This is a genomic window from Maribacter sp. MMG018, from assembly GCF_018100785.1.
GTDB lineage: Bacteria > Bacteroidota > Bacteroidia > Flavobacteriales > Flavobacteriaceae > Maribacter.
This window is the reverse complement of record NZ_JAGJEC010000001.1, coordinates 116,282-137,045: the sequence shown is the minus strand read 5'-3', so window position 1 is coordinate 137,045 and position 20,764 is coordinate 116,282. Positions and strand designations below refer to the sequence as shown.

General features: G+C 40.0%; 16 protein-coding genes. 9 read left to right on the top strand and 7 right to left on the bottom strand.

What is annotated here, in order from left to right; genetic code table 11:
* Positions 1 to 37: 37 nt before the first annotated feature.
* From J8L85_RS00630 to J8L85_RS00620, 3 genes are read left to right on the top strand one after another with little or no spacing between them, the layout of a single operon-like run.
* Positions 38 to 2,530, top strand: coding sequence for a heavy metal translocating P-type ATPase (locus J8L85_RS00630; RefSeq protein WP_211013775.1), 2,493 nt, complete (start codon positions 38 to 40; stop codon positions 2,528 to 2,530).
* Positions 2,531 to 2,551: 21 nt separating this feature from the next.
* On the top strand, positions 2,552 to 4,789 hold the full coding sequence (locus J8L85_RS00625; protein ID WP_211013774.1) for a TonB-dependent receptor: 2,238 nt from the start codon (positions 2,552 to 2,554) through the stop codon (positions 4,787 to 4,789).
* A 24-nt stretch (positions 4,790 to 4,813) separates the two neighbouring features.
* The gene (locus J8L85_RS00620; RefSeq protein ID WP_211013773.1) at positions 4,814 to 5,176 is read left to right on the top strand and encodes a cation transporter; all 363 of its coding nucleotides are present in this window, start codon (positions 4,814 to 4,816) and stop codon (positions 5,174 to 5,176) included.
* A gap of 199 nt (positions 5,177 to 5,375) precedes the next feature.
* Here the strand turns inward: J8L85_RS00620 and groL are convergent, their stop codons facing one another.
* The 7 genes from groL to miaB all read right to left on the bottom strand — a co-directional run bounded on the left by groL (position 5,376) and on the right by miaB (position 12,010).
* Positions 5,376 to 7,007 (bottom strand): chaperonin GroEL, encoded by a 1,632-nt coding sequence (gene groL, locus J8L85_RS00615; RefSeq protein WP_211013772.1) that lies wholly within the window; start codon positions 7,005 to 7,007, stop codon positions 5,376 to 5,378.
* Between the two features lie 58 nt (positions 7,008 to 7,065).
* Positions 7,066 to 7,344, bottom strand: coding sequence for a co-chaperone GroES (locus J8L85_RS00610; RefSeq protein ID WP_099572506.1), 279 nt, complete (start codon positions 7,342 to 7,344; stop codon positions 7,066 to 7,068).
* Positions 7,345 to 7,486: 142 nt separating this feature from the next.
* Complete coding sequence (gene secG, locus J8L85_RS00605) at positions 7,487 to 7,846, bottom strand: preprotein translocase subunit SecG (RefSeq protein ID WP_211013771.1); 360 nt, start codon at positions 7,844 to 7,846, stop codon at positions 7,487 to 7,489.
* 5 nt (positions 7,847 to 7,851) lie between these two features.
* On the bottom strand, positions 7,852 to 8,721 hold the full coding sequence (locus tag J8L85_RS00600; protein ID WP_211013770.1) for a hypothetical protein: 870 nt from the start codon (positions 8,719 to 8,721) through the stop codon (positions 7,852 to 7,854).
* A gap of 6 nt (positions 8,722 to 8,727) precedes the next feature.
* Positions 8,728 to 9,255, bottom strand: coding sequence for an LptE family protein (locus J8L85_RS00595; RefSeq protein WP_247656519.1), 528 nt, complete (start codon positions 9,253 to 9,255; stop codon positions 8,728 to 8,730).
* Positions 9,256 to 9,274: 19 nt separating this feature from the next.
* A complete protein-coding gene (locus J8L85_RS00590) occupies positions 9,275 to 10,543 on the bottom strand; it encodes a sigma-54 dependent transcriptional regulator (protein ID WP_211013769.1) in 1,269 nt (422 codons plus the stop codon).
* Between the two features lie 21 nt (positions 10,544 to 10,564).
* Entirely contained in the window at positions 10,565 to 12,010 is a 1,446-nt protein-coding gene (gene miaB / locus J8L85_RS00585) for a tRNA (N6-isopentenyl adenosine(37)-C2)-methylthiotransferase MiaB (protein ID WP_211013768.1), read from the bottom strand.
* 140 nt (positions 12,011 to 12,150) lie between these two features.
* Here miaB and J8L85_RS00580 point away from each other — a divergent pair, with 140 nt between their 5' ends.
* The 6 genes from J8L85_RS00580 to gldM all read left to right on the top strand — a co-directional run bounded on the left by J8L85_RS00580 (position 12,151) and on the right by gldM (position 20,730).
* Positions 12,151 to 12,888: a hypothetical protein gene (locus J8L85_RS00580; RefSeq protein ID WP_211013767.1), complete on the top strand. Its 738-nt coding sequence runs from the start codon at positions 12,151 to 12,153 to the stop codon at positions 12,886 to 12,888.
* Between the two features lie 280 nt (positions 12,889 to 13,168).
* On the top strand, positions 13,169 to 15,658 hold the full coding sequence (gene topA, locus J8L85_RS00575; RefSeq protein ID WP_211013766.1) for a type I DNA topoisomerase: 2,490 nt from the start codon (positions 13,169 to 13,171) through the stop codon (positions 15,656 to 15,658).
* 74 nt (positions 15,659 to 15,732) lie between these two features.
* Positions 15,733 to 16,890, top strand: coding sequence for a formimidoylglutamase (locus J8L85_RS00570; protein ID WP_211013765.1), 1,158 nt, complete (start codon positions 15,733 to 15,735; stop codon positions 16,888 to 16,890).
* A gap of 121 nt (positions 16,891 to 17,011) precedes the next feature.
* On the top strand, positions 17,012 to 18,376 hold the full coding sequence (gldK, locus tag J8L85_RS00565; protein ID WP_047247322.1) for a gliding motility lipoprotein GldK: 1,365 nt from the start codon (positions 17,012 to 17,014) through the stop codon (positions 18,374 to 18,376).
* A gap of 84 nt (positions 18,377 to 18,460) precedes the next feature.
* The gene (gene gldL, locus J8L85_RS00560; RefSeq protein ID WP_047247323.1) at positions 18,461 to 19,114 is read left to right on the top strand and encodes a gliding motility protein GldL; all 654 of its coding nucleotides are present in this window, start codon (positions 18,461 to 18,463) and stop codon (positions 19,112 to 19,114) included.
* A 59-nt stretch (positions 19,115 to 19,173) separates the two neighbouring features.
* Positions 19,174 to 20,730 carry a gliding motility protein GldM gene (gene gldM, locus J8L85_RS00555; RefSeq protein WP_211013764.1) on the top strand — a complete coding sequence of 519 codons (1,557 nt, stop codon included), beginning with the start codon at positions 19,174 to 19,176 and terminating at the stop codon, positions 20,728 to 20,730.
* Positions 20,731 to 20,764: the final 34 nt, after the last annotated feature.

The window sequence follows — 20,764 nt, the reverse complement described above, 5'->3', positions numbered from 1 at the left end:
GTGTCCAGATGTTTATGATAATTAAAACATTAATAATATGAAACATACATATACTATAATTGGTATGACCTGTAATGGGTGTAGGTCTCATGTGGAACAGACTTTGTCCAATATCGAAGGGGTTGAGGATGTGTCCGTTGATTTAGAAAAGGCCGAGGCAGTTTTAGAGATGGATGAACGGTTGTCTTTGGGCGATTTGCAAGAAGCTATGAAAGCGGATGGCGGACATTATTCTATTCATGAATTGGGCGAACATAACCATGAGGTTGCCAAGCCAAAAAAGGTAGAAAATGGTAACGGTATTTTTTATTGCCCGATGCATTGTGAGGGAGAGAAAACCTATTCCAAACCGGGGGATTGCCCTGTTTGCGGTATGGATCTAGTGGAAGAGGTAAGTGCGGTGGTCGGTAGAGCCCAAGAATATACCTGTCCCATGCATCCGGAAGTGGTGCGAGACGAACCTGGTGATTGCCCAATTTGTGGGATGGATTTAGTGTCAAAACAGGCAGATGTTTCCGCAGAGGAGAAAAGTTATAGAAGGTTACTGGGCAAGTTTAAGATAGCTGTTGCTTTTACCTTGCCGATTTTCATCATTGCAATGTCCGAGATGATACCGGGTAAGCCACTTCAAAGTATTTTAAGTTTAAAATATTGGAACTGGGTGCAGTTCGCATTGTCCATTCCTGTGGTGTTTTATGCGGCTTGGATGTTCTTTGAGAGAGCTTACCGTTCGGTAAAAACATGGAATTTGAACATGTTCACCTTGATCGGTATTGGGGCAGGGGTGGCATGGTTGTTCAGTGTATTCGCCATTTTGGTTCCCGATTTTTTTCCTTCTCAATTTAAAACAGATCAGGGTACGGTACATGTGTATTTTGAGGCTGCGACCGTGATTCTTACATTGGTGCTTTTTGGGCAGTTGTTAGAGGCTCGTGCCCATAGCAAAACAAATACCGCTGTAAAGGAGCTTCTAAAGCTTGCGCCTAACAAAGCTGTACGGATTATAGACGGAAGAGAAGAGACCATCGCGATCGATAAAATTTCGAAAGGGGATTTACTTCGTGTAAAACCTGGAGATAAAATTCCGGTAGATGGGGTTATTGAGGAAGGTGAAAGTACGGTGGACGAATCTATGATTACCGGGGAGCCTGTTCCGGTTTATAAAGTAGTTGGAGACCATGTAAGTTCGGGAACCATAAACGGAAAGCGTTCATTTGTAATGAAAGCTGAAAAAGTGGGGGCCGATACATTGTTGTCACAGATTGTGGATATGGTGAACAAGGCAAGCCGAAGCCAAGCGCCTATTCAAAAATTGGCAGATAAAATCTCTAGTTATTTTGTGCCCACCGTTGTTTTTGTAGCTATAATTACGTTCGTTGTTTGGGTCGTTTTTGGGCCAGAACCGGCTTATGTGTACGCCTTGGTGAATGCGATTGCCGTGTTGATCATTGCTTGCCCGTGTGCTTTAGGTCTTGCCACTCCTATGTCCGTAATGGTGGGTGTCGGTAAAGGGGCGCAATCAGGAGTTTTGATAAAGAACGCCGAAGCTTTGGAGCGTATGGACAAGATAGATACCTTAATTGTAGATAAAACAGGAACCATAACCGAAGGTAGGCCATCTGTAGAAACGGTAGGTAGTGTACGTGATGTTGATTCTGAAAAGGTGTTGCAATACATAGTCTCTTTAAATCAGCATAGCGAACATCCGTTGGCCGATGCTACCGTGAAATATGGAAAAGGGAAGAACGTAACTTTTTTAAAGGTGGATGATTTCGATTCTGTTACCGGGATGGGAGTTAGGGGAACGGTTAATGATGAGTCCGTTGCCCTTGGTAACGAGAACATGATGTCTCAGATGAAAGTTACGGTTCCTGACGCGTTAAAATCTGAAGTTGTTTTTTATCAAAAACAAGGAAAAACAGTGTCTTATTTGGCGGTGGATAATAAGGTGGTAGGCTATGTTGCCATAGGGGACAAGATTAAAGGCACCAGTAAAAATGCTATTGCCGATCTTCAGAAATATGGTATATCTGTAATGATGCTCACAGGTGATAATTATGATACGGCAAAGGCGGTGGCCGAGCAACTGAACCTGTCCGATTTTAAGGCAGAAATGCTTCCGCAAGACAAGTTGAAAGTAGTGGAACGTTTACAAGAAGAGGGTAAAAAAGTGGCTGTTGCCGGTGACGGAATTAACGATGCTCCAGCATTGGCAAAAAGTGATGTGGGCATTGCAATGGGTACGGGTACCGATGTGGCTATAGAAAGTGCTGCCGTCACTTTGGTAAAAGGTGATTTGCACGGTGTCGTAAAGGCCTATCGTCTAAGTAATGCCGTTATGAAGAACATCAAACAGAATTTGTTTTTTGCGCTGATTTACAATACGGTCGGTATTCCGGTTGCGGCAGGGGCGTTGTTTCCGTTGTTCGGGTTGTTGTTGTCGCCAATGATCGCTGCATTGGCCATGAGTTTTAGCTCTGTTTCTGTAATTGCGAATGCGTTACGGTTACGGGCAGTAAAAATTGATTAATAAAATTGAATCATAGTTAAAATGAATAAATATATAATAGTAGTAATAATGTCGGCGTTGCCTTGGTTTGCTTCTTCTCAAGAAAAAGTAGAGGGAGTGGTGCTGGATTCTGATGGGGATAACGCTTTGTCTCTGTCGGGGGCAAATGTTTATTGGCAAGATTCCCAGATGGGTGTGGTGACCGATTTTGACGGTAAATTCTCTATCCCGTATTTAAAGGAATTCAATAAACTGATAATTAGTTATGTTGGTTTTGAATCCGACACGCTTGTTGTAAATAGCCCCAAGAAGTTACGTATCAGTCTAAGGCCGTCAAATGAGTTGGATGAGGTAGTGGTGCAACAAGAACGTGACGCCATTCAGAAAACATATTTTAGTCCACAGAACGTGGTCTCGGTAAATAGTGATGAATTATTGAAAGCCGCCTGTTGCAATTTAGCCGAGAGTTTTGAGACCAACCCGGCGATAGATGTAAATCTGTCCGATGGGTTAACTGGTACCAAACAAATTCAGATGTTGGGGCTCACGAGTCCGTATTTGTTAATCACCCAAGAGAATATACCAATGGTTCGTGGAGCTTCTCAAGCCTATGGATTAACTTTTACTCCTGGCACATGGATAGAGAGTATACAGATCACCAAAGGTACGGGCAGTGTAGTAAACGGGTACGAAAGTATATCCGGGCAAATAAACACCGAACTTGTAAAACCGTTGACGGATAAGGCGGTTTTTATAAACGGATATGCAAATCAAAATGGGCGCTATGAGCTGAATATGCATTTGAACAAGAAACTTACCGAAAAGTGGAGTACAGGTTTGTATGTTCATGGAAACAAGAGAACCCAGAAAGAGGATGATAACAAAGATGGGTTTCTAGATGCACCGTTGGCGGATCAAATCAATGTTATGAATCGCTGGCAGTACCAAGACCCTGAAAAAGGATGGGTAAGTTTTTTCAATGTACGTTTTTTAAATGACGAGAAGCAGGTGGGGCAGGTAGGTTTTAATCCTGATACCGATAAGTTTACCACCAATGCGTGGGGCAGCGAGATCAATACCCGCCGTTTTGATACTTCTTTAAAATTAGGGTATGTTTTTCCGGAACTTCCGTTTCAAAGTGTCGGATTTCAGACTTCTTATAGTATACATAAACAAGACTCGTATTTTGGTTTTAGAACCTATGATATTGATCATGAGAGTTTGTACAGTAACCTTATTTTTAATTCTATCATTGGTGATACCAGAAACAAGTTTAAGACCGGTGTTACATTTGCCTATGATGGTTATGATGAAATGGTGACCGCAGTCGACTATTCTAGGGAAGACACCTCGGTCGGTGCCTTTTTTGAGTACAGTTATGAAAATCTAGAGAAGGTAAGTTTAACGGCAGGTCTTCGTGTGGATAACCATAACAGGTTGGGGACCTTTGTTACCCCAAGGTTTCATATTCGATATACACCCTGGGAAAGGGGAAGTTTGCGAGGTTCTTTTGGAAGGGGAAAAAGGGCTGCCAATATTTTTGCTGAGAACCAGCAGTTGTTTGCATCGGCCAGGGTAATCAATATTGCCGATACCGGTGGAAATGTATATGGATTGGAACCAGAGGATGCGTGGAATTATGGGGTGAGTTTCTTGCAAGGGTTTACCTTTCTGAACAAAAAGGGAGATATTTCCTTAGATTATTATATTACCGATTTTAGAAATCAGGTAGTGGTAGATTGGGAAAATCCGCAAGAAGTATCATTTTATAATTTAGAGGGTGATAGTAGCGCCAAGAGTTTTCAAGTAGAACTGAACTATGAACTGTTGCCACGTTTAAACTTTAGAACCGCCTATAAGTTTTATGATGTCACTACCGATTATAAAAGCGGAAACTTGCAAAAGCCTTTACTGGCGCAAGATCGTTTTTTTGTTAACTTAGGGTATGAGACCAAGGTCAAGGATAACGGGGCGCAATGGAAGTTTGATTATACCTTGCACAGTATGGGTAAAAAGAGATTGCCCGATACCAGCTCTAATCCGGTGCAATATCAGTTTGGGGAATACTCATCACCTTACAACCATATGAATGCCCAAATAACAAAGGTGTTTTCTAATACTTTTGAAATATATATAGGAGGGGAGAACCTTAGCGAGGTACAACAAAATACCCCTGTATTAGGTGCCGACAATCCTTTTGGTCCTAATTTTGATACAACTATAGTGTATGCCCCGATTATGGGAAGAATGTTCTATGGTGGATTTAGATTTAAAATATAACGAACAATAAATAATACAATAACTATGAAAACTACGATTTTATCAATTGCTATGATGTTGATTGCGGTATTGACGTATGCCCAAGACAAGAATAAAAAACTGACATTCGATGTAAATGGCAAGTGCGCCATGTGTAAAGAGCGTATAGAGAAGGCGGCATTGAACGTAAAAGGGGTAAAATATGCCAATTGGGATATTCCCAGTCATCAACTATCTGTGATTATGGATGAACGCAAGACAGATGCCATGAAGATCAAAACGGCGATTGTTGCCGTTGGACATGATACCAAAGAATTAAAAGCGACGGAAGAAGCTTATAACAGTGTGCACCCTTGCTGCAAATATAGAGAGGACAATTCTGATGATGGTGCAACCCATAAAATGTAAAATTTTTTGGTAAAGAAAACTACCATAGATCTATAAGGTAGATTGCCTATTTTTAATCGATAAAACCATCTTCTGTAAGTAAAGAAGGTGGTTTTTTTATTGGTAAAAGGATATAAAAAAAACCGCTCTTGAAGTCTCAAGAGCGGTTTTGGTTTTAGTAGACCGGACACGCTGATAATAGCCTGTTGGTACTGCCGACTTACATCATGCCTGGCATTCCGCCACCACCCATTGGAGGGGCAGCCGGAGCATCTTCTTTAATATCGGTTAAAGCACATTCTGTAGTCAATATCATTCCAGAAACAGAGGCTGCGTTTTCTAGTGCTACCCTTGTTACTTTCTTAGGATCGATGATACCTGCTTTCATCATTTCAACGTACTGGTCAGATTTTGCATCGAATCCATAATCGCCCTTACCTTCAAGTATCTTAGCGATTACAACAGAACCTTCACCACCAGCGTTGGAAACGATGGTTCTTAATGGAGCTTCTATGGCACGTGCTACAATCTGTAGGCCTGTAGCCTCATCCTCATTTTCGGTAGAAACTTTGGATAGAACAGATTTTGCCCTTACCAAGGCAACACCACCACCAGCTACGATACCTTCTTCAACTGCGGCTCTTGTCGCATGTAGGGCATCGTCAACACGGTCTTTTTTCTCTTTCATTTCAACTTCAGAGGCGGCACCTACGTAAAGTACGGCAACACCACCGGCCAATTTGGCCAAACGTTCTTGAAGTTTTTCTTTGTCATAGTCAGATGTAGTGGTCTCAATTTGAGATTTGATCTGATTAACCCTTGTTTTTATGTCTTTTGCAACACCACCACCGTTTACGATAGTTGTATTGTCTTTGTCTATCTGTACTTTTTCACAAGTACCTAACATATCTATAGTGGTATTGTCTAAAGAGAAACCTCTTTCTTCTGAAATAACCGTACCACCAGTTAAGATAGCGATGTCTTCCAACATTGCTTTTCTGCGATCACCGAAACCTGGAGCTTTGACCGCGGCAATTTTTAAAGAACCTCTTAGTTTGTTTACAACAAGGGTTGCCAATGCTTCACCGTCAACATCTTCGGCGATGATCAAAAGAGGTTTTCCTGATTGTGCTACCGGTTCCAATACAGGAAGCAAATCTTTCATAGAAGATATTTTCTTGTCGAACAACAAGATGTATGGGGTATCCAATTCGGTAACCATTTTTTCCGAATCGGTAACAAAATAAGGAGAAAGGTAACCTCTGTCGAATTGCATACCTTCTACAACGTCTACATAGGTATCGGTACCTTTTGCTTCCTCAACGGTAATAACACCTTCTTTGCCTACTTTGTCAAATGCCTGTGCGATCAAATCACCGATGGTGTCATCGTTGTTTGCAGATATAGAAGCAACTTGTTTAATTTTTTCAGAAGAATCACCAACTTTTTTAGATTGTTTGGCAAGGTTTTCAACGATAGCGTCAACAGCTTTGTCTATACCTCTTTTAAGATCCATAGGGTTGGCGCCTGCGGCAACGTTCTTTAGACCTTCTTTTACGATAGCTTGTGCAAGAACTGTAGCGGTAGTGGTACCGTCACCTGCCAAGTCATTGGTTTTAGAGGCTACTTCTTTAACCATTTGGGCACCCATGTTTTCAAGGGCGTTTTCCAATTCTATCTCTTTTGCAACGGTAACACCATCTTTAGTTACTTGTGGTGCGCCGAACGATTTGCTGATGATAACGTTTCTTCCCTTAGGTCCTAAAGTTACTTTTACGGCGTTTGCCAATGCATCGACACCTCTTTTTAGGCCGTCTCTTGCATCAATATCAAATTTTATATCTTTTGCCATTTCTATTATTTTTTGTTTTTTGAATGTTGTTGTTTTGTGCTAATGACTATAGGTTTACTTAGATAATTGCTAAAATGTCACTTTCGCGCATCATCAAATAATCAGTGCCTTCTAACTTCAATTCCGTACCGGCATATTTTCCATAAAGAACGGTATCGCCAACTTTAACAGTTACCTTTTCGTCTTTTGTTCCAGGACCTACGGCAACAACTTTTCCTTTTTGTGGTTTTTCTTTTGCCGTATCTGGAATGTAAATTCCTGACGCAGTTTTTGTTTCAGCTGCCATGGGCTCGATAAGAACTCGGTCAGCCAATGGTTTGATGTTAACTTTAGCCATAATATTAAAATTTTAAATTGATTTTTAAGTTTCGCTTTTTATGGGCAGAAATTATGCCATTGCCTAAAAACTGACACATTGTAAAACAAAAATGCCAGCTTGTCACTAAGCTGGCATTTCCTATATTGTTTTGAACTTCCAATTATAAACTGTCGGAAGGTGTAGCTTCGTTTGTGACAGGTGGAGTAGTTTCTTCTGGAAGTGTTTCCGGAACGGTCGTTTCTATATCGTCTCCTTGTAATAATTTTGAATCGACATCACCAAAATTTCCTTTTAGCGCAATGTTCGATGCTAAAATTAGAATAACCAATAATCCTGCTAAGGTCCAAGTACTCTTATCTAAAAAGTCACCTGTCTTCTTAACACCGCCTACTACTTGGTTGCCCCCTCCACCGAATGAAGAAGAAAGTCCGCCACCTTTTGGGTTTTGTACCATAATTACCAATACCAATAAAAAACAAACGATGATGATCAGTATCAGGAATATTGAAAATGTACTCATTTTACTTACTTGTTTTCTTGTTGAATTTTTTGTACCGCTTTAATTCGGTCTGCAAAGAAACCACTTTTTTCCGGATATTTCAAACTTAAAATTTTGTAGGCCTGTATGGCCTTTTTGTACTTTTTCTGTTCTAAATAAACTTTGGCCAAAGTCTCTGTCATCAACTCTTTTTTATCGATCTTGATAGAGTCTTTGATGTTGACCGGTGTTACTGTGTTTTCTTTGGGGACTATTTTAGGGTTTTTGGCTATAAACTCATCAATTCTGTCAAATTTCTTTTTCTTGAGTAGGTTTTTATCTGCCGAAGTATTTTTAGGAGCTTTTTCCTTCGCTGGTTCTTTTTCTCTATTAATGGGTTTTTTAGAGGTTAGTTGAAGCCATTCGGAAAAAGAATATTTCTCTTTTTTGTCAAAGATAAGTGGTTTGCCCAGTTCCAGTTCGTCCGTTTCATCCTTCTTTGGTTCTTTTGAGATAAAGAGTTTAGGGTCCAGAATATTCTCGGCATCCTTGGTGTCTTGCGGCAAAGGTTCGTCTTCCGATTCCTCTATTAACGGCTTCTCCGCTTTGGTCTCTTGCGCTATGGGCGGGGCGGGGTCGTTGATCTCTTTAGACGGGTGGGGAGGATTGTACTGAAGAAAGTCTTTCGATGTTATAAAATCAAAAAGTACGTCCCTATCCGTTGTATAGGCGGCCGTGGTTTTTAAGGCCTTATTGTATTTGTAACTATTAAGGTTTTTTAAACCTTTTAAATGAAGGGCCCTTGCAGCCTGAAAATATGGATATTCCTCTAAAATATCCTCTAACTGCTTGGTCTGTAACGGGTCTACCACTTTGGTAGGATGTTCTAGAAAATATGTAAAATCCGTTACTGTCATATTATTTTACCAATCTGCCAATGATGCGTTAAAAATATCTTGTGTAATTCGTTCAAAAATAACCTCGTGCGCTTCGCTCTTTATAGATGAGAATGCGGTGTTCGCATCATAATCATAAAAGAAAGAAAAGCTTTGGTCAAAGTCCGAGTCGGGGTCTGTTTTATTGTAGAACCTTACTTTTACCCGTACCGAAAGCCTGTTCTGTGCAGCGGTCTGATTGGCCGTAGCCGACATCGGGGATATTTTGTATTCTGTAATTTCGCCTTCGTACAATAGGTCGGCATTATTGTTGTTTACCAGATCTAAACTAGTTTGGTCACGTATTCTTTCTTGCAGGGCAATAGTGAAGTCGCGATCCATACCAGGTTCAAAAGTAGATCCGGGACTTTGGGTGGCGTAGTTTTGAAAATAATTGACTTGAAACGTTTTTGCATCCCCGACATTACCGCCCGTAAAGTTGTAAATGCCGCAACCGTTTATTGAAAATGTTAACGCCAAAAAGACAAAACCTATAAGAACTTTCCTTGTTTTCAATTTACTATTTTATTTGGGTCTATAAATCGTATTGTTTTATTTTTCTGTAAAGGGTTCGTTCCGATATTCCTAGTTCCGAAGCTGCGGCCTTTCTCTTTCCTTTATTTCTTTCCAGTGATTTTTTGATCAGTTCAATTTCTTTTTCCTGTAAAGATAGTGTTTCCTCTTCTTCGATTTCTTCGGCGAAATGATATTTGTCTTCCGTTGGTGCGGGAGTAAAGGTTCTTTCTACCGTCGGTTCCGGTAGGTGCAAGACTTCTAAAGGGGAGCTGTCCTGATCTTCGATTTCCTCTTCTTTATCGCCATAGATTTTGCGGATCAGGTTTTTGTTTTCTTCCTGCACCTTTTGTGAGTCGTTGTTCTTTAAAAGTTCCATCGTTAACTTTTTAAGGTCGTTCAGGTCTCCCTTCATGTCAAAAAGAACTTTATAAAGAATTTCACGTTCGTTACTGAAATCACTTTCAGATTTCTTTGAGTTAACGACTGCCGGAAGATTGTTTCCTACATTATGGGGCAGGTAGCTGTTTAGCGTACTGGCGGAAATAGACCTGTTCTCTTCCAGTACCGAGATTTGTTCGGCAATGTTGCGCAGCTGTCTGATGTTTCCGGGCCAACGATATTTTACAAGTAGATCTACGGCGTCCTCATCTAAACGTATTGTGGGCATCTTATATTTTTGTCCAAAGTCTGATGCAAATTTTCGAAACAACAAATGAATATCTTCACGTCTTTCCCGTAAAGGTGGAATGTTTATTTCTACCGTGCTTAAACGGTAGTATAGGTCTTCCCTGAATTTTTCTTTCTTAATGGCCTCGAACATGTTTACGTTTGTTGCCGCCACGATCCGCACGTTGGTCTTTTGAACTTGCGAAGAACCTACTTTAAGAAATTCGCCGTTTTCCAAAACTCTTAAAAGTCTTACTTGGGTCGTAAGTGGCAGCTCGCCAACTTCGTCTAAAAAAATAGTGCCTCCGTCCGCTACTTCAAAATAACCACTTCTGGTCTGGGTAGCTCCTGTAAAGGCGCCTTTTTCATGACCAAAAAGTTCACTGTCTATGGTTCCTTCAGGAATTGCACCACAGTTTACGGCGATATATTTTGAATGTTTTCGATGAGATAGCGAATGTATTATTTTAGGAATGGATTCTTTACCTACACCACTTTCTCCGGTAACCAATACAGATATGTCGGTGGGCGCAACTTGCATCGCTTTTTCTATAGCCCTATTGAGCTTTGGGTCTTGACCAATAATCTCAAACCGTTGTTTTATACTTTGTATACTTTCCATCTGTAATTTATACTTTAGGCCTTAATTGTTTTCGGAGTATCCTATTGCTTTTCCTATCAAGGTGGCAGAGGTGCAATCGTTTATTTGTACGTTTACGAAATCTCCGATCTTATAATGTTCTTTAGGGAAAACGACCACTGAACTTTGTGAGTTTCTTCCCATCCATTCATTTTCAGATTTTTTAGAGGTTCCTTCTATCAATACTTCCTGAACTTTTCCTAAATGTTGTTCGGTTCGGTATTGGCAATGTTCTCTTTGCAAGGCTATAATTTCCGATAGCCTTCTTTTTTTAACAGGTTCTGGTATATCATCCTCCATTTTTCTTCCTGCCAAGGTTCCGGGCCTCTCCGAATAAGCGTACATATACCCAAAATCGTATTTTACATATTCTAGGGCTTTTAGAGTGTCCTTATGGTCCTCTTCGGTTTCTGAAGGAAATCCAGCTATAATATCTTGCGAAATGGCACATTCCGGAAGAATATTTCTAATATCATCGATCAATTTAAAATATTCTTCAATGGTATGTAACCTGTTCATTTTTTTAAGAATACGGTTGCTGCCACTTTGTAGGGGGAGATGAATGTGGTTACATATATTATCATATTTGGCCATTGTTCTGATAACATCCAAAGTCATGTCCTGGGGGTTCGATGTAGAGAAACGTATACGCATTTTTGGTTGTGCCAAGGCAACCATCTCCAATAGGTTCGCAAAATTAACGGCAGTGGCCTTTTGCATGTCGGACGCTTTTTCAAAATCTTTTTTGAGGCCTCCCCCGTACCATAGGTAGCTATCCACGTTTTGTCCGAGAAGTGTAATCTCCTTGAACCCATTGTTCCATAGTTCGTTCACTTCTTCAAGTATAGATTGCGGGTCTCTACTCCGTTCTCTTCCTCTAGTAAAAGGTACCACGCAAAAAGTACACATATTGTCGCATCCCCTGGTAATGGAAACAAAGGCGGTAACGCCATTGGTATTTAATCTAACTGGTGAAATATCACCATAGGTTTCGTCTTTGGACAAGATTACGTTAACGGCATCTCTACCCGAGTCCACTTCTTTGATTAGATTCGGAAGGTCTTTATAGGCATCGGGGCCAACGACCATATCCACGATCTTTTCCTCATCCAGCAATTTGTCTTTTAGGCGTTCGGCCATACACCCTAAAACACCTACTTTTAAATGTGGTCTTGTTTTTTTTACCTTATTGTATTCGTTCAGGCGTTTTCGGATAGTCTGCTCTGCCTTGTCCCTTATAGAACAGGTGTTGACCAATACTAAATCTGCATCGGCAAGTTGTTGGGTAGTGTTAAACCCTTCCGTTGCCAAGATGGATGCCACGATTTCACTGTCGGAAAAATTCATGGCGCAGCCGTAACTTTCTATGTATAAGTTTCGTTTATTTTGAGTCTTGCTCTCGGTTTTCAAGGTAGATCCCTGTATGCTCTCATCGATAGTTTTCTCCATGTTCATCCCATTTAGCCTTTAAATATCGGGTTTGCAAAGATAGGATTATATTCAAAAATATGACAAGTTGACAGTTTAATTTAGCGTAATTTTAGGCATTCAAATAAATTATCTTTACTGCCAAAAATTAAAAATCGACCATGAGCTTAGAGAGCATGCATAGAAAAATAGCAGATAGGCCTCCTTTGAATTTCGGAACAATATTCTCGGAGACGATAGAACTGTTTAAAAAAGTTTGGTTGCAGGGGTTTGTAATATTGTTGCTGGGCTTTGCGACCATCTTGCCTTTTTATATTATGATCTATATTCCAATGATAGCAATGGGGATAACAGATCCAGATATGTTGCGGAATGAAGATCCGTCTATTATGGTCATTATAAGTATGTCTATCATTATGCCGATAGTGTATATAGGGGTGCTGACTTTTGCAATGGCCTTAAATGCCGCTTTTTTAAGAATATGTAGGCTGAAGGATTTGAATGAAACGGGAGATGGTGATTATTTTTACTTTTTTAAACAGGGTAGGCTCGGAAAAATATTGATGGTGTCGTTGATTATGCTTGGCCTTTCCCTTGTGGGGATGATGACATGTGGAATAGCCCTTATTTATTTTGTGGTGCCGATGTCACTGTTTCCTGCTTTTTTAGCGTTTGAAGAAGAATTGTCCGCTATGGAGGTCGTAAAGGCGAGTTTTGTATTGGGCAATAAAAATTGGTTGGTCATTTTCGGTCTGATAATTATAGTGTCGTTAATAGCTGAATTAGGTGTTCTGCTATGTTGTGTGGGAATACTTTTTACGGCCATGTTGTCTAAGATACCAATGTACTTTATGTTTAAACATGGGGTAGGTTTTGAAGAGGACGCTTCACAGTTCTAATTTATAGGAGACAACGTACGTGCTATTGTTTTAAGATATTAAGTTACAGCGATAGTTGCCGATAGTGTCGGTTTATAATAAAGTGTTGTGTACGGTAACGGGGAATATGATGGACGTATATGTCAGAGATGTTGGTGGATTACATAGATTTTGAATCGGAAAATATCTTTTTTATAATGAAAATATCGTTGTTTAAAGGGGTGTTTTTTTGTGGTATATACCGTTTAGTAAAGGCAAATTAAAAAAATCGACTACTTTTGTTGCTCATAAAAACCAATGCATGGCCAAAAATTTAGTAATAGTTGAGTCCCCGGCAAAAGCTAAGACCATTGAAAAATTTCTAGGAAAAGATTTCAAGGTGGAGTCCAGTTTTGGACATATCGCAGATTTGCCATCAAAAGAATTAGGGGTAGATGTAGAGAATGGTTTTGAGCCTAAGTATATCGTTGACAAGGAAAAGAAAGCCTTGGTGAAAAAACTGAAGGACCTTGCCAAAAAAGCGGAAACTATTTGGTTGGCAAGTGATGAGGACCGAGAAGGAGAGGCTATTTCTTGGCATTTGGCGGAAGAATTAGGTTTAGATAAAAATAAGACCAAAAGAATCGTTTTTAACTCTGTAACCAAAGGGGCGATACAAAAGGCTATAGAGAACCCAAGAGAAATAAATTATAATCTGGTAAATGCCCAACAGGCTAGAAGGATCTTAGATCGTTTGGTAGGGTATCAACTCTCTCCGGTATTATGGAAAAAGATAAAACCGGGTCTTTCTGCAGGTCGTGTTCAGTCTGTAGCGGTGCGATTGATCGTAGAGAGAGAAAGAGAGATAGAAGCATTTACACCAGAAGCCTCCTTTAAGATAAGTGCTGAATTCAAAACAGCCTCGGGTAGTGTTTTTACGGCCAAACTAAATAAGGCTTTTGCTTCTAAGAAAGAGGCGAACGATTTCTTGGAAAAGAATATTGAAGCAGATTTTTCTGTTGCTAAACTGGATAAAAAACCAGCTAAAAAATCGCCTTCTGCACCATTTACCACTTCTACCTTGCAACAAGAGGCATCAAGAAAGTTATATTTTTCTGTAGGCAGAACAATGCAGGTAGCACAACGCTTGTACGAAGCCGGTCTTATAACATATATGAGAACGGATAGTGTAAACCTTTCGGGTGAGGCAATTAATGCCGCGAAAGAGGCCATTGTAAAAAACTACGGAGAAAAATATAGTAAGGTACGTAACTTTACAGGAAAATCTAAAGGAGCGCAAGAGGCACATGAGGCCATAAGGCCTACCGATATGGGCAACCAGTCTCCTTCATTGGAAAGAGATCAGGCCAAACTGTACGATTTAATATGGAAACGTACGGTGGCGTCTCAAATGAGTGATGCCCAATTAGAGCGTACCAATGTTAGGATAAAATCGAATAAACATAATGAGGAGTTCACCGCAAACGGAGAGGTGATCACTTTTGATGGCTTCTTAAAAGTGTACATGGAAGGTGTGGACGATGAGGACCTAGCAGAGGAACAAGAAGGAATGTTGCCGGCGATGAAGGTTGGCGAAACATTATATAATAACTATATAACCGCAACAGAACGCTTTACTAGGCCTCCATATCGTTTTACGGAAGCCTCGTTGGTAAAAAAACTGGAAGAGTTGGGTATTGGAAGACCTTCTACCTATGCGCCTACAATTTCTACGATATTGAATAGGGGTTATGTAGAGAAGGGTACGATAGAAGGTACTGAAAGAAAGTATGCCCAATTGGTATTGGAAGCCGATGCCGTCAAAGAAAAGAGCCTAACCGAAAATGTTGGTTCCGATAAAGGTAAAATGGTTCCAACGGATATAGGTACGATCGTAACCGATTTCTTGGTAGCCAATTTCGGAAACATTCTAGACTATAACTTTACTGCACAGGTGGAGGAAGATTTTGATGAGATCGCTGCAGGTGAAGAAGATTGGAAGAAAATGATGAAGAACTTTTATAAAGATTTTCATCCTACCGTGTTAGATGTACAAGAAAATGCCGATCGTGCAAGTGGTGAACGTGTTCTTGGTACAGATCCAAAAACAGGAAGACAGGTATCTGTTCGCTTGGGCAGGTTCGGGCCTATGGTACAAATAGGTACTGTAGACGATGAAGATAAGCCTTTGTTCGCAAGTCTGTTGCCCGATCAGTCTTTAAATACGATTACTTATGAGGATGCGATGGAGCTGTTTAAGTTGCCTCGTAAACTTGGGGTATATGAAGGGGAAGAAGTAGAGGCCAATGTAGGTCGTTTTGGACCCTATGTGCGTTTTGGTAAAAAGTTTATCTCGTTGCCAAAAGGGGAGAGTGCCATGGATGTGGAGATGGAACGTGCCATTGAACTTATTAAGGAAAAGCAAAAAGCGGATGCGCCTATAACCACTTATGAAGATAAAGATGTTACCAAGGGCGTAGGTAGGTTCGGCCCCTTTATCAAATGGAACGGTATGTTCATAAACGTGAACAAAAAGTACGATTTTGATAATCTTTCGCAAGAGGATATTGTTGAGTTGATCGAGGCCAAGAAACAAAAAGAGATAGAGAAGGTGGTTCAGAATTGGCCAGAAGAAGGTATTCGTATAGAAAAGGCCCGTTGGGGAAGACACAACATTATTAAGGGTAAGATAAAGGTGGAGTTGGCCAAAACGGTAGATGCGGCAAAAATGACGCTTGAAGAGGCCTCGGCATTAATAGAAAAAAAGACACCCAAAAAAAAGACAAAAGCAAAAGCAAAATCAAAAAAGTAGTATAATTTTGAAATAAGGATATTTTAGTAGTAATTTTCGCTGAAGATTTTCAAAATTAACACCACCAGACCAATATGGCATTTGACTTTTTAGTTCCTGTAGAAGATAAAGTCCTTGCACATTGCGAATTATTGCCGGCCCAGGCAATAGGCAGAAACACTCATATACATACGGCCAATGATGGCCTGCCCGTTTTGGCGAACGCAACTGTGGCCATTTTTGGGGTTCGGGAATCTAGAAATGCTTTCGAGAAAAAGAACGAAAAACTAGATGTTTCCGCTATAAGGTTGCAGTTGTATAAATTAATGTTGGGCAACTGGAACGTTACCTTGGTGGATCTGGGAGATTTAGAAGAAGGCGAAACGGTAGAGGATACTTACTTTGTGGTAAAGGAAGTGGCGGCCGGTCTTCTTGAAGAAAATATAATTCCTATTATCTTGGGCGCTACCCAAGACATTACGTACCCCGCATATAGAGCTTTTGATGGTATAAAGGATATGATCAACCTGGTTGCCGTAGATAGCCGATTTGATTTTGGTATACACGACGAGCTCATTTCTTCTCATTCATATATGAGCAAGATTATTACCGACAAACCCAATAATCTTTTTAATTTTTCGAATATAGGTTATCAAAGTTATTTTAATGCCCAAGAAGAAATGGACCTTATGGAGCGTTTGTTCTTCGATGCCTATCGGCTAGGTGAAATAGCAAATGACCTTACTTTGGCAGAACCCGTGCTTAGAAACGCCCATATGGTAAGTTTGGATACCAGGGCGGTAAAAGCAAGTGAGATGGGGTTTTCTCCGAATTTTTCTCCGAACGGATTTGATGGTAGAGAGATTTGTGCCATTGCCAGATATGCCGGGATAAGCGAAAAAGTAGCTGCCTTCGGAATATTTGAGATGGAAAATAATGTGCAGTCACAGCAGCTGGTTGCTCAAATAATATGGTATTTTATTGAGGGAATAAACTATCGTATAAAAGAAGATCCCTATAATAAAACAGAAGACTTCACCAAATATAATGTTCCCAATGAAGAAGGGGAACTTGTTTTCTACAAGAGTCTTTTGACAGAAAGATGGTGGGTTGAGGTACCATCTATTTTCACTTCACATACTAAAGACGAAACACCTGCGTTATTACCTTGCACCGAGAAGGATTATTTGGATGCTTGTAATCAAAACATTCCCGAAAGGTGGTTTAAAGCCTACAAGAAAGGTTTTAATTAATTGAAAAAATAATTAAATCATAAAACACTTCAATACAATATTTTAATCAAAACTTAGTTTTAGAAGTTAGAATATTAGATTGTATTGCATTTATAACCATAATCGAAATTTAACCTAAAGTATGAAGAAGCTATTGTTATCATCTATAGCGTTTGTTTTTTTACTCACAAGTTGTGGGTCAAAGACTAAAGGAGAGCTAGTCGGAGTCCAGGGCAAGAAATGGTATCCGGAAAAACCATATGGAATGGAACTTATACCCAGGGGTTCTTTCATTATGGGTAAAAGTGAAGAGGATCAAGCCAAAATATCCAACGCTCCAACGAAAACAGTAACCGTTCGTTCTTTCTATATGGACGACACGGAAATTACGAACAGCGAATATCGCCAATTTGTCGAATGGGTAAAGGATTCTATAGTTAGAACCAGGTTGGCCATTTTGGCTGACGAGTTGGGTATAGGACCTGAAGATGGTGGTATTGGAGATTATGCATTTAAAGATGCGGATACCACAAGAGCTTCGGTATACGACAAATACATGTTGGATAATTATTCAGGTATGGGAGAGACCGGTTATGAAGGCAGGGCTCTTAACAAAGATGAAGACCTTATATGGGATACTTCTGAATATCCAGATGAATATTATGCAGAGGTTATGGATTCCCTATACATTCCAGAGGAAGAGTCTTATAACGGTCAGCGTAGTATAGATGTTACAAAACTAAAATATAAATATAGCTGGATGGATATCGAGGCAGCTGCTCGTGCCGCTAAAAAAGGCAAGGGAAGTAGAAAAGACTTTATCCGTCACGAAGAATTGGAGATTTATCCAGATACCACGGTATGGATCAGAGATTTTGAGTATTCGTACAACGAGCCAATGCACAACGATTATTTCTGGCATGATGCTTATAGCGATTATCCGGTAGTTGGTATTACTTGGCAACAAGCAAAGGCTTTTTGTAACTGGAGAACCAAGTTCAAGAACGATGATCAAAAAAGTCGTGGCAAACAATTTGTGAACCAGTTTAGGTTACCTACCGAAGCAGAATGGGAATATGCTGCAAGAGGTGGTATCGAAGGAGGAACATACCCATGGGGTGGCCCATATGTTATAAGCGATACAGGTTGTTTTATGGCCAACTTTAAGCCACAACGTGGAGATTACGCAGCAGATGCGGCACTCTATACGGTAGAGGCCAAATCTTACGAACCAAACGACTTTAACCTGTATAACATGGCGGGTAACGTATCTGAATGGACGAACTCCAGTTATGATCCTAGCGCCTATGAATATGTATCAACAATGAACCCTAACGGTGGTGACCAGTCTAATAACAGAAAAGTTATCAGAGGAGGTTCTTGGAAAGACGTTGCTTATTTCTTACAAGTAAGTACAAGGGATTATGAGTATGCAGATTCTGCTAGAAGTTATATAGGATTCAGAACAGTACAGGATTATATGGGTGAGGAAGATTCAACACAGTAATAATTACATCAAACTATTAAATATCATTAACAAATTAATTATTAACCAAATCTTTAGTATTAAACCTTAAATTAAAATTAAATCATGGCACAGTCAAAATCAACAAAGAAATTATTTAACATGGCCTATGGGCTGGGAGCATCAGTAGTAATCATAGGTGCTCTATTTAAGATCCTTCACTGGGAAATCGGCCCTTTAACAGGTGGTCTATTATTATCTATCGGTCTTATTACAGAGGCACTTATCTTCGCAATTAGTGCATTCGAACCGGTAGACGATGAATACGATTGGGCCTTGGTATACCCAGAATTAGCAGGTGGAGAAGCTAGTGCTTCTAGAAAAACCCAGGCTGCCGAAGTTGCAGAAGCTGAAACTTCTTTGTCTAAAAAATTAGACGATTTATTAAAAGAAGCTGGAGTAGATGCAAATCTTATGGAGAGCTTAGGTACAAGTATCAAAAACTTCGAAGGTGCGGCCAAAGGTATTGCCCCTACAGTTGACGCAATGGAATCTACCAGAAAATATTCTGAGGAAATGGTTCAGGCAGCAGCTCAGATGGAGTCTTTGAACAGTCTTTATAAAGTACAATTGGAAAGTGCTAGTAGACAAGCTTCTGTTAACGAAGAAGTAGTACAAAATGCTAGTGCACTTAAAGAGCAAATGGCCTCTCTTTCTACCAACCTTTCTTCTTTGAATGGTGTATATGGTGGAATGTTATCTGCAATGACAAGAAATTAATTGGATTTTAATCAAATCGAATTTAAGTATTAATTAAAATCTAATTTAAAGAAAAACCCATGGCAGGAGGAAAAGCAACACCACGTCAGAAGATGATCAACCTTATGTATTTGATCTTCATCGCAATGCTGGCGTTAAACATGAGTAAAGAGGTGCTAGCGGCATTCGGTATAATGAATGAAAAGCTAGAGACTTCTAACGCAAAGACGACCGCAAGTAACGAAGCGTTCTTGAGTAGTCTAGAAACTAAGGCATCTGAAGATGCAGCTAAATATGAAAAGCTGTACCAGAATGCACAGAAAATTAAATCAATGTCTCAAGAGTATTATGATTATCTAGAAACTCTTAAGACCGGTATGATGGAAGGTATAGAAGATCCAAAGGATTATGCACGTATGGATAATTCGGATTTCTTGGATCAAAAGTTCTTTCAAGGCGACAAACTGTCGGAAGGCGGTGAAGAGTTTATGAAAAGACTTACCGAGTATAGAGACCAAGTAGCTGCAATTGTACCTGCTTCTTTAAAACAATCTGTTATCGATAGATTTGAAACAGGTAACGAAGAAGGTAAGGTAAAGGCGAAAGATGGTATGCAAAATTGGATAAACTACCACTATGAAGGGTATCCTTTAGTAGCGTCATTAGCTAAATTGACTTCTTTGCAAGCCGATGTTAAGGCTACTGAAGAAGCTGCTTTAAAATCTATGTTGGAAGGTGAGTTGACAAGCCAAGTATCTTTAAAGAACTTTGCAACGTCATTGTCCGCTACAAAATCTGCGTACTATGCAGGTGAAAAGTATGATGGTAAGATCATTATCAGTAAAACGGATAATTCTTCTACTCCTGTAAGGGCAGAATTGACCCTTGACGGAAGAAAACTTACAGAAGGCAAAGATTATAAATTGGAAGCTGGTGGAGTTAAAATGCTTATTGGAGCAGGTGGGGCAGGTGACCATGAAGTTGCCGGTACTATCTACTTTAAGCAAGATGGCGAAGAAATCGAAGTTCCTGTAAAGAACTCTTTCGCTACCATTTCTAAACCAAACTCGGCATTGATCGCTGCAGATAAGATGAACGTTGTTTATCGTGGGGTACCGAACCCAATGTCTATCTCTATTCCTGGTATACCAAACAATAAGGTACGTGCATCTGCACCAGGTCTTAAGCAGGTTAGTGGTAGTAAATATGTTATGAACCCTGGAAAAGGTAGAACTGTTACTATTACAGCTTCTGGAACCTTGCCAGATGGTCAACCAATATCTTCTAAATCTGAATTCAGAATTAAAGATATTCCAAGGCCTGAAGGTACTATAAGCAAGCAAGCGGGTAGTGTTAAATTACCAAGAAGAAATGTTGAGATCGGTACTATTAGTGCTCAATTGGATGATTTTGATTTTGACTTGAACCTTGCGGTTAGCGGTTTCAAATTCAAAGTACCTGGTCAACCAACGGTTAGTGTAAGAGGTAGTAAACTAGATGCAAAAGCTAAGTCTGCTCTTAAACGTGCCAAAAGAGGCGATGTGGTTCAGATCTTCGATATCGAAGCTTACATCACCAATAACAAAAGTTACAAGTTGAAAAAAGTATCTCCGGTAGTTGTGGAGTTAACAAATTAATACAAATAGAATGATACCGGGTAACCGTACAGCG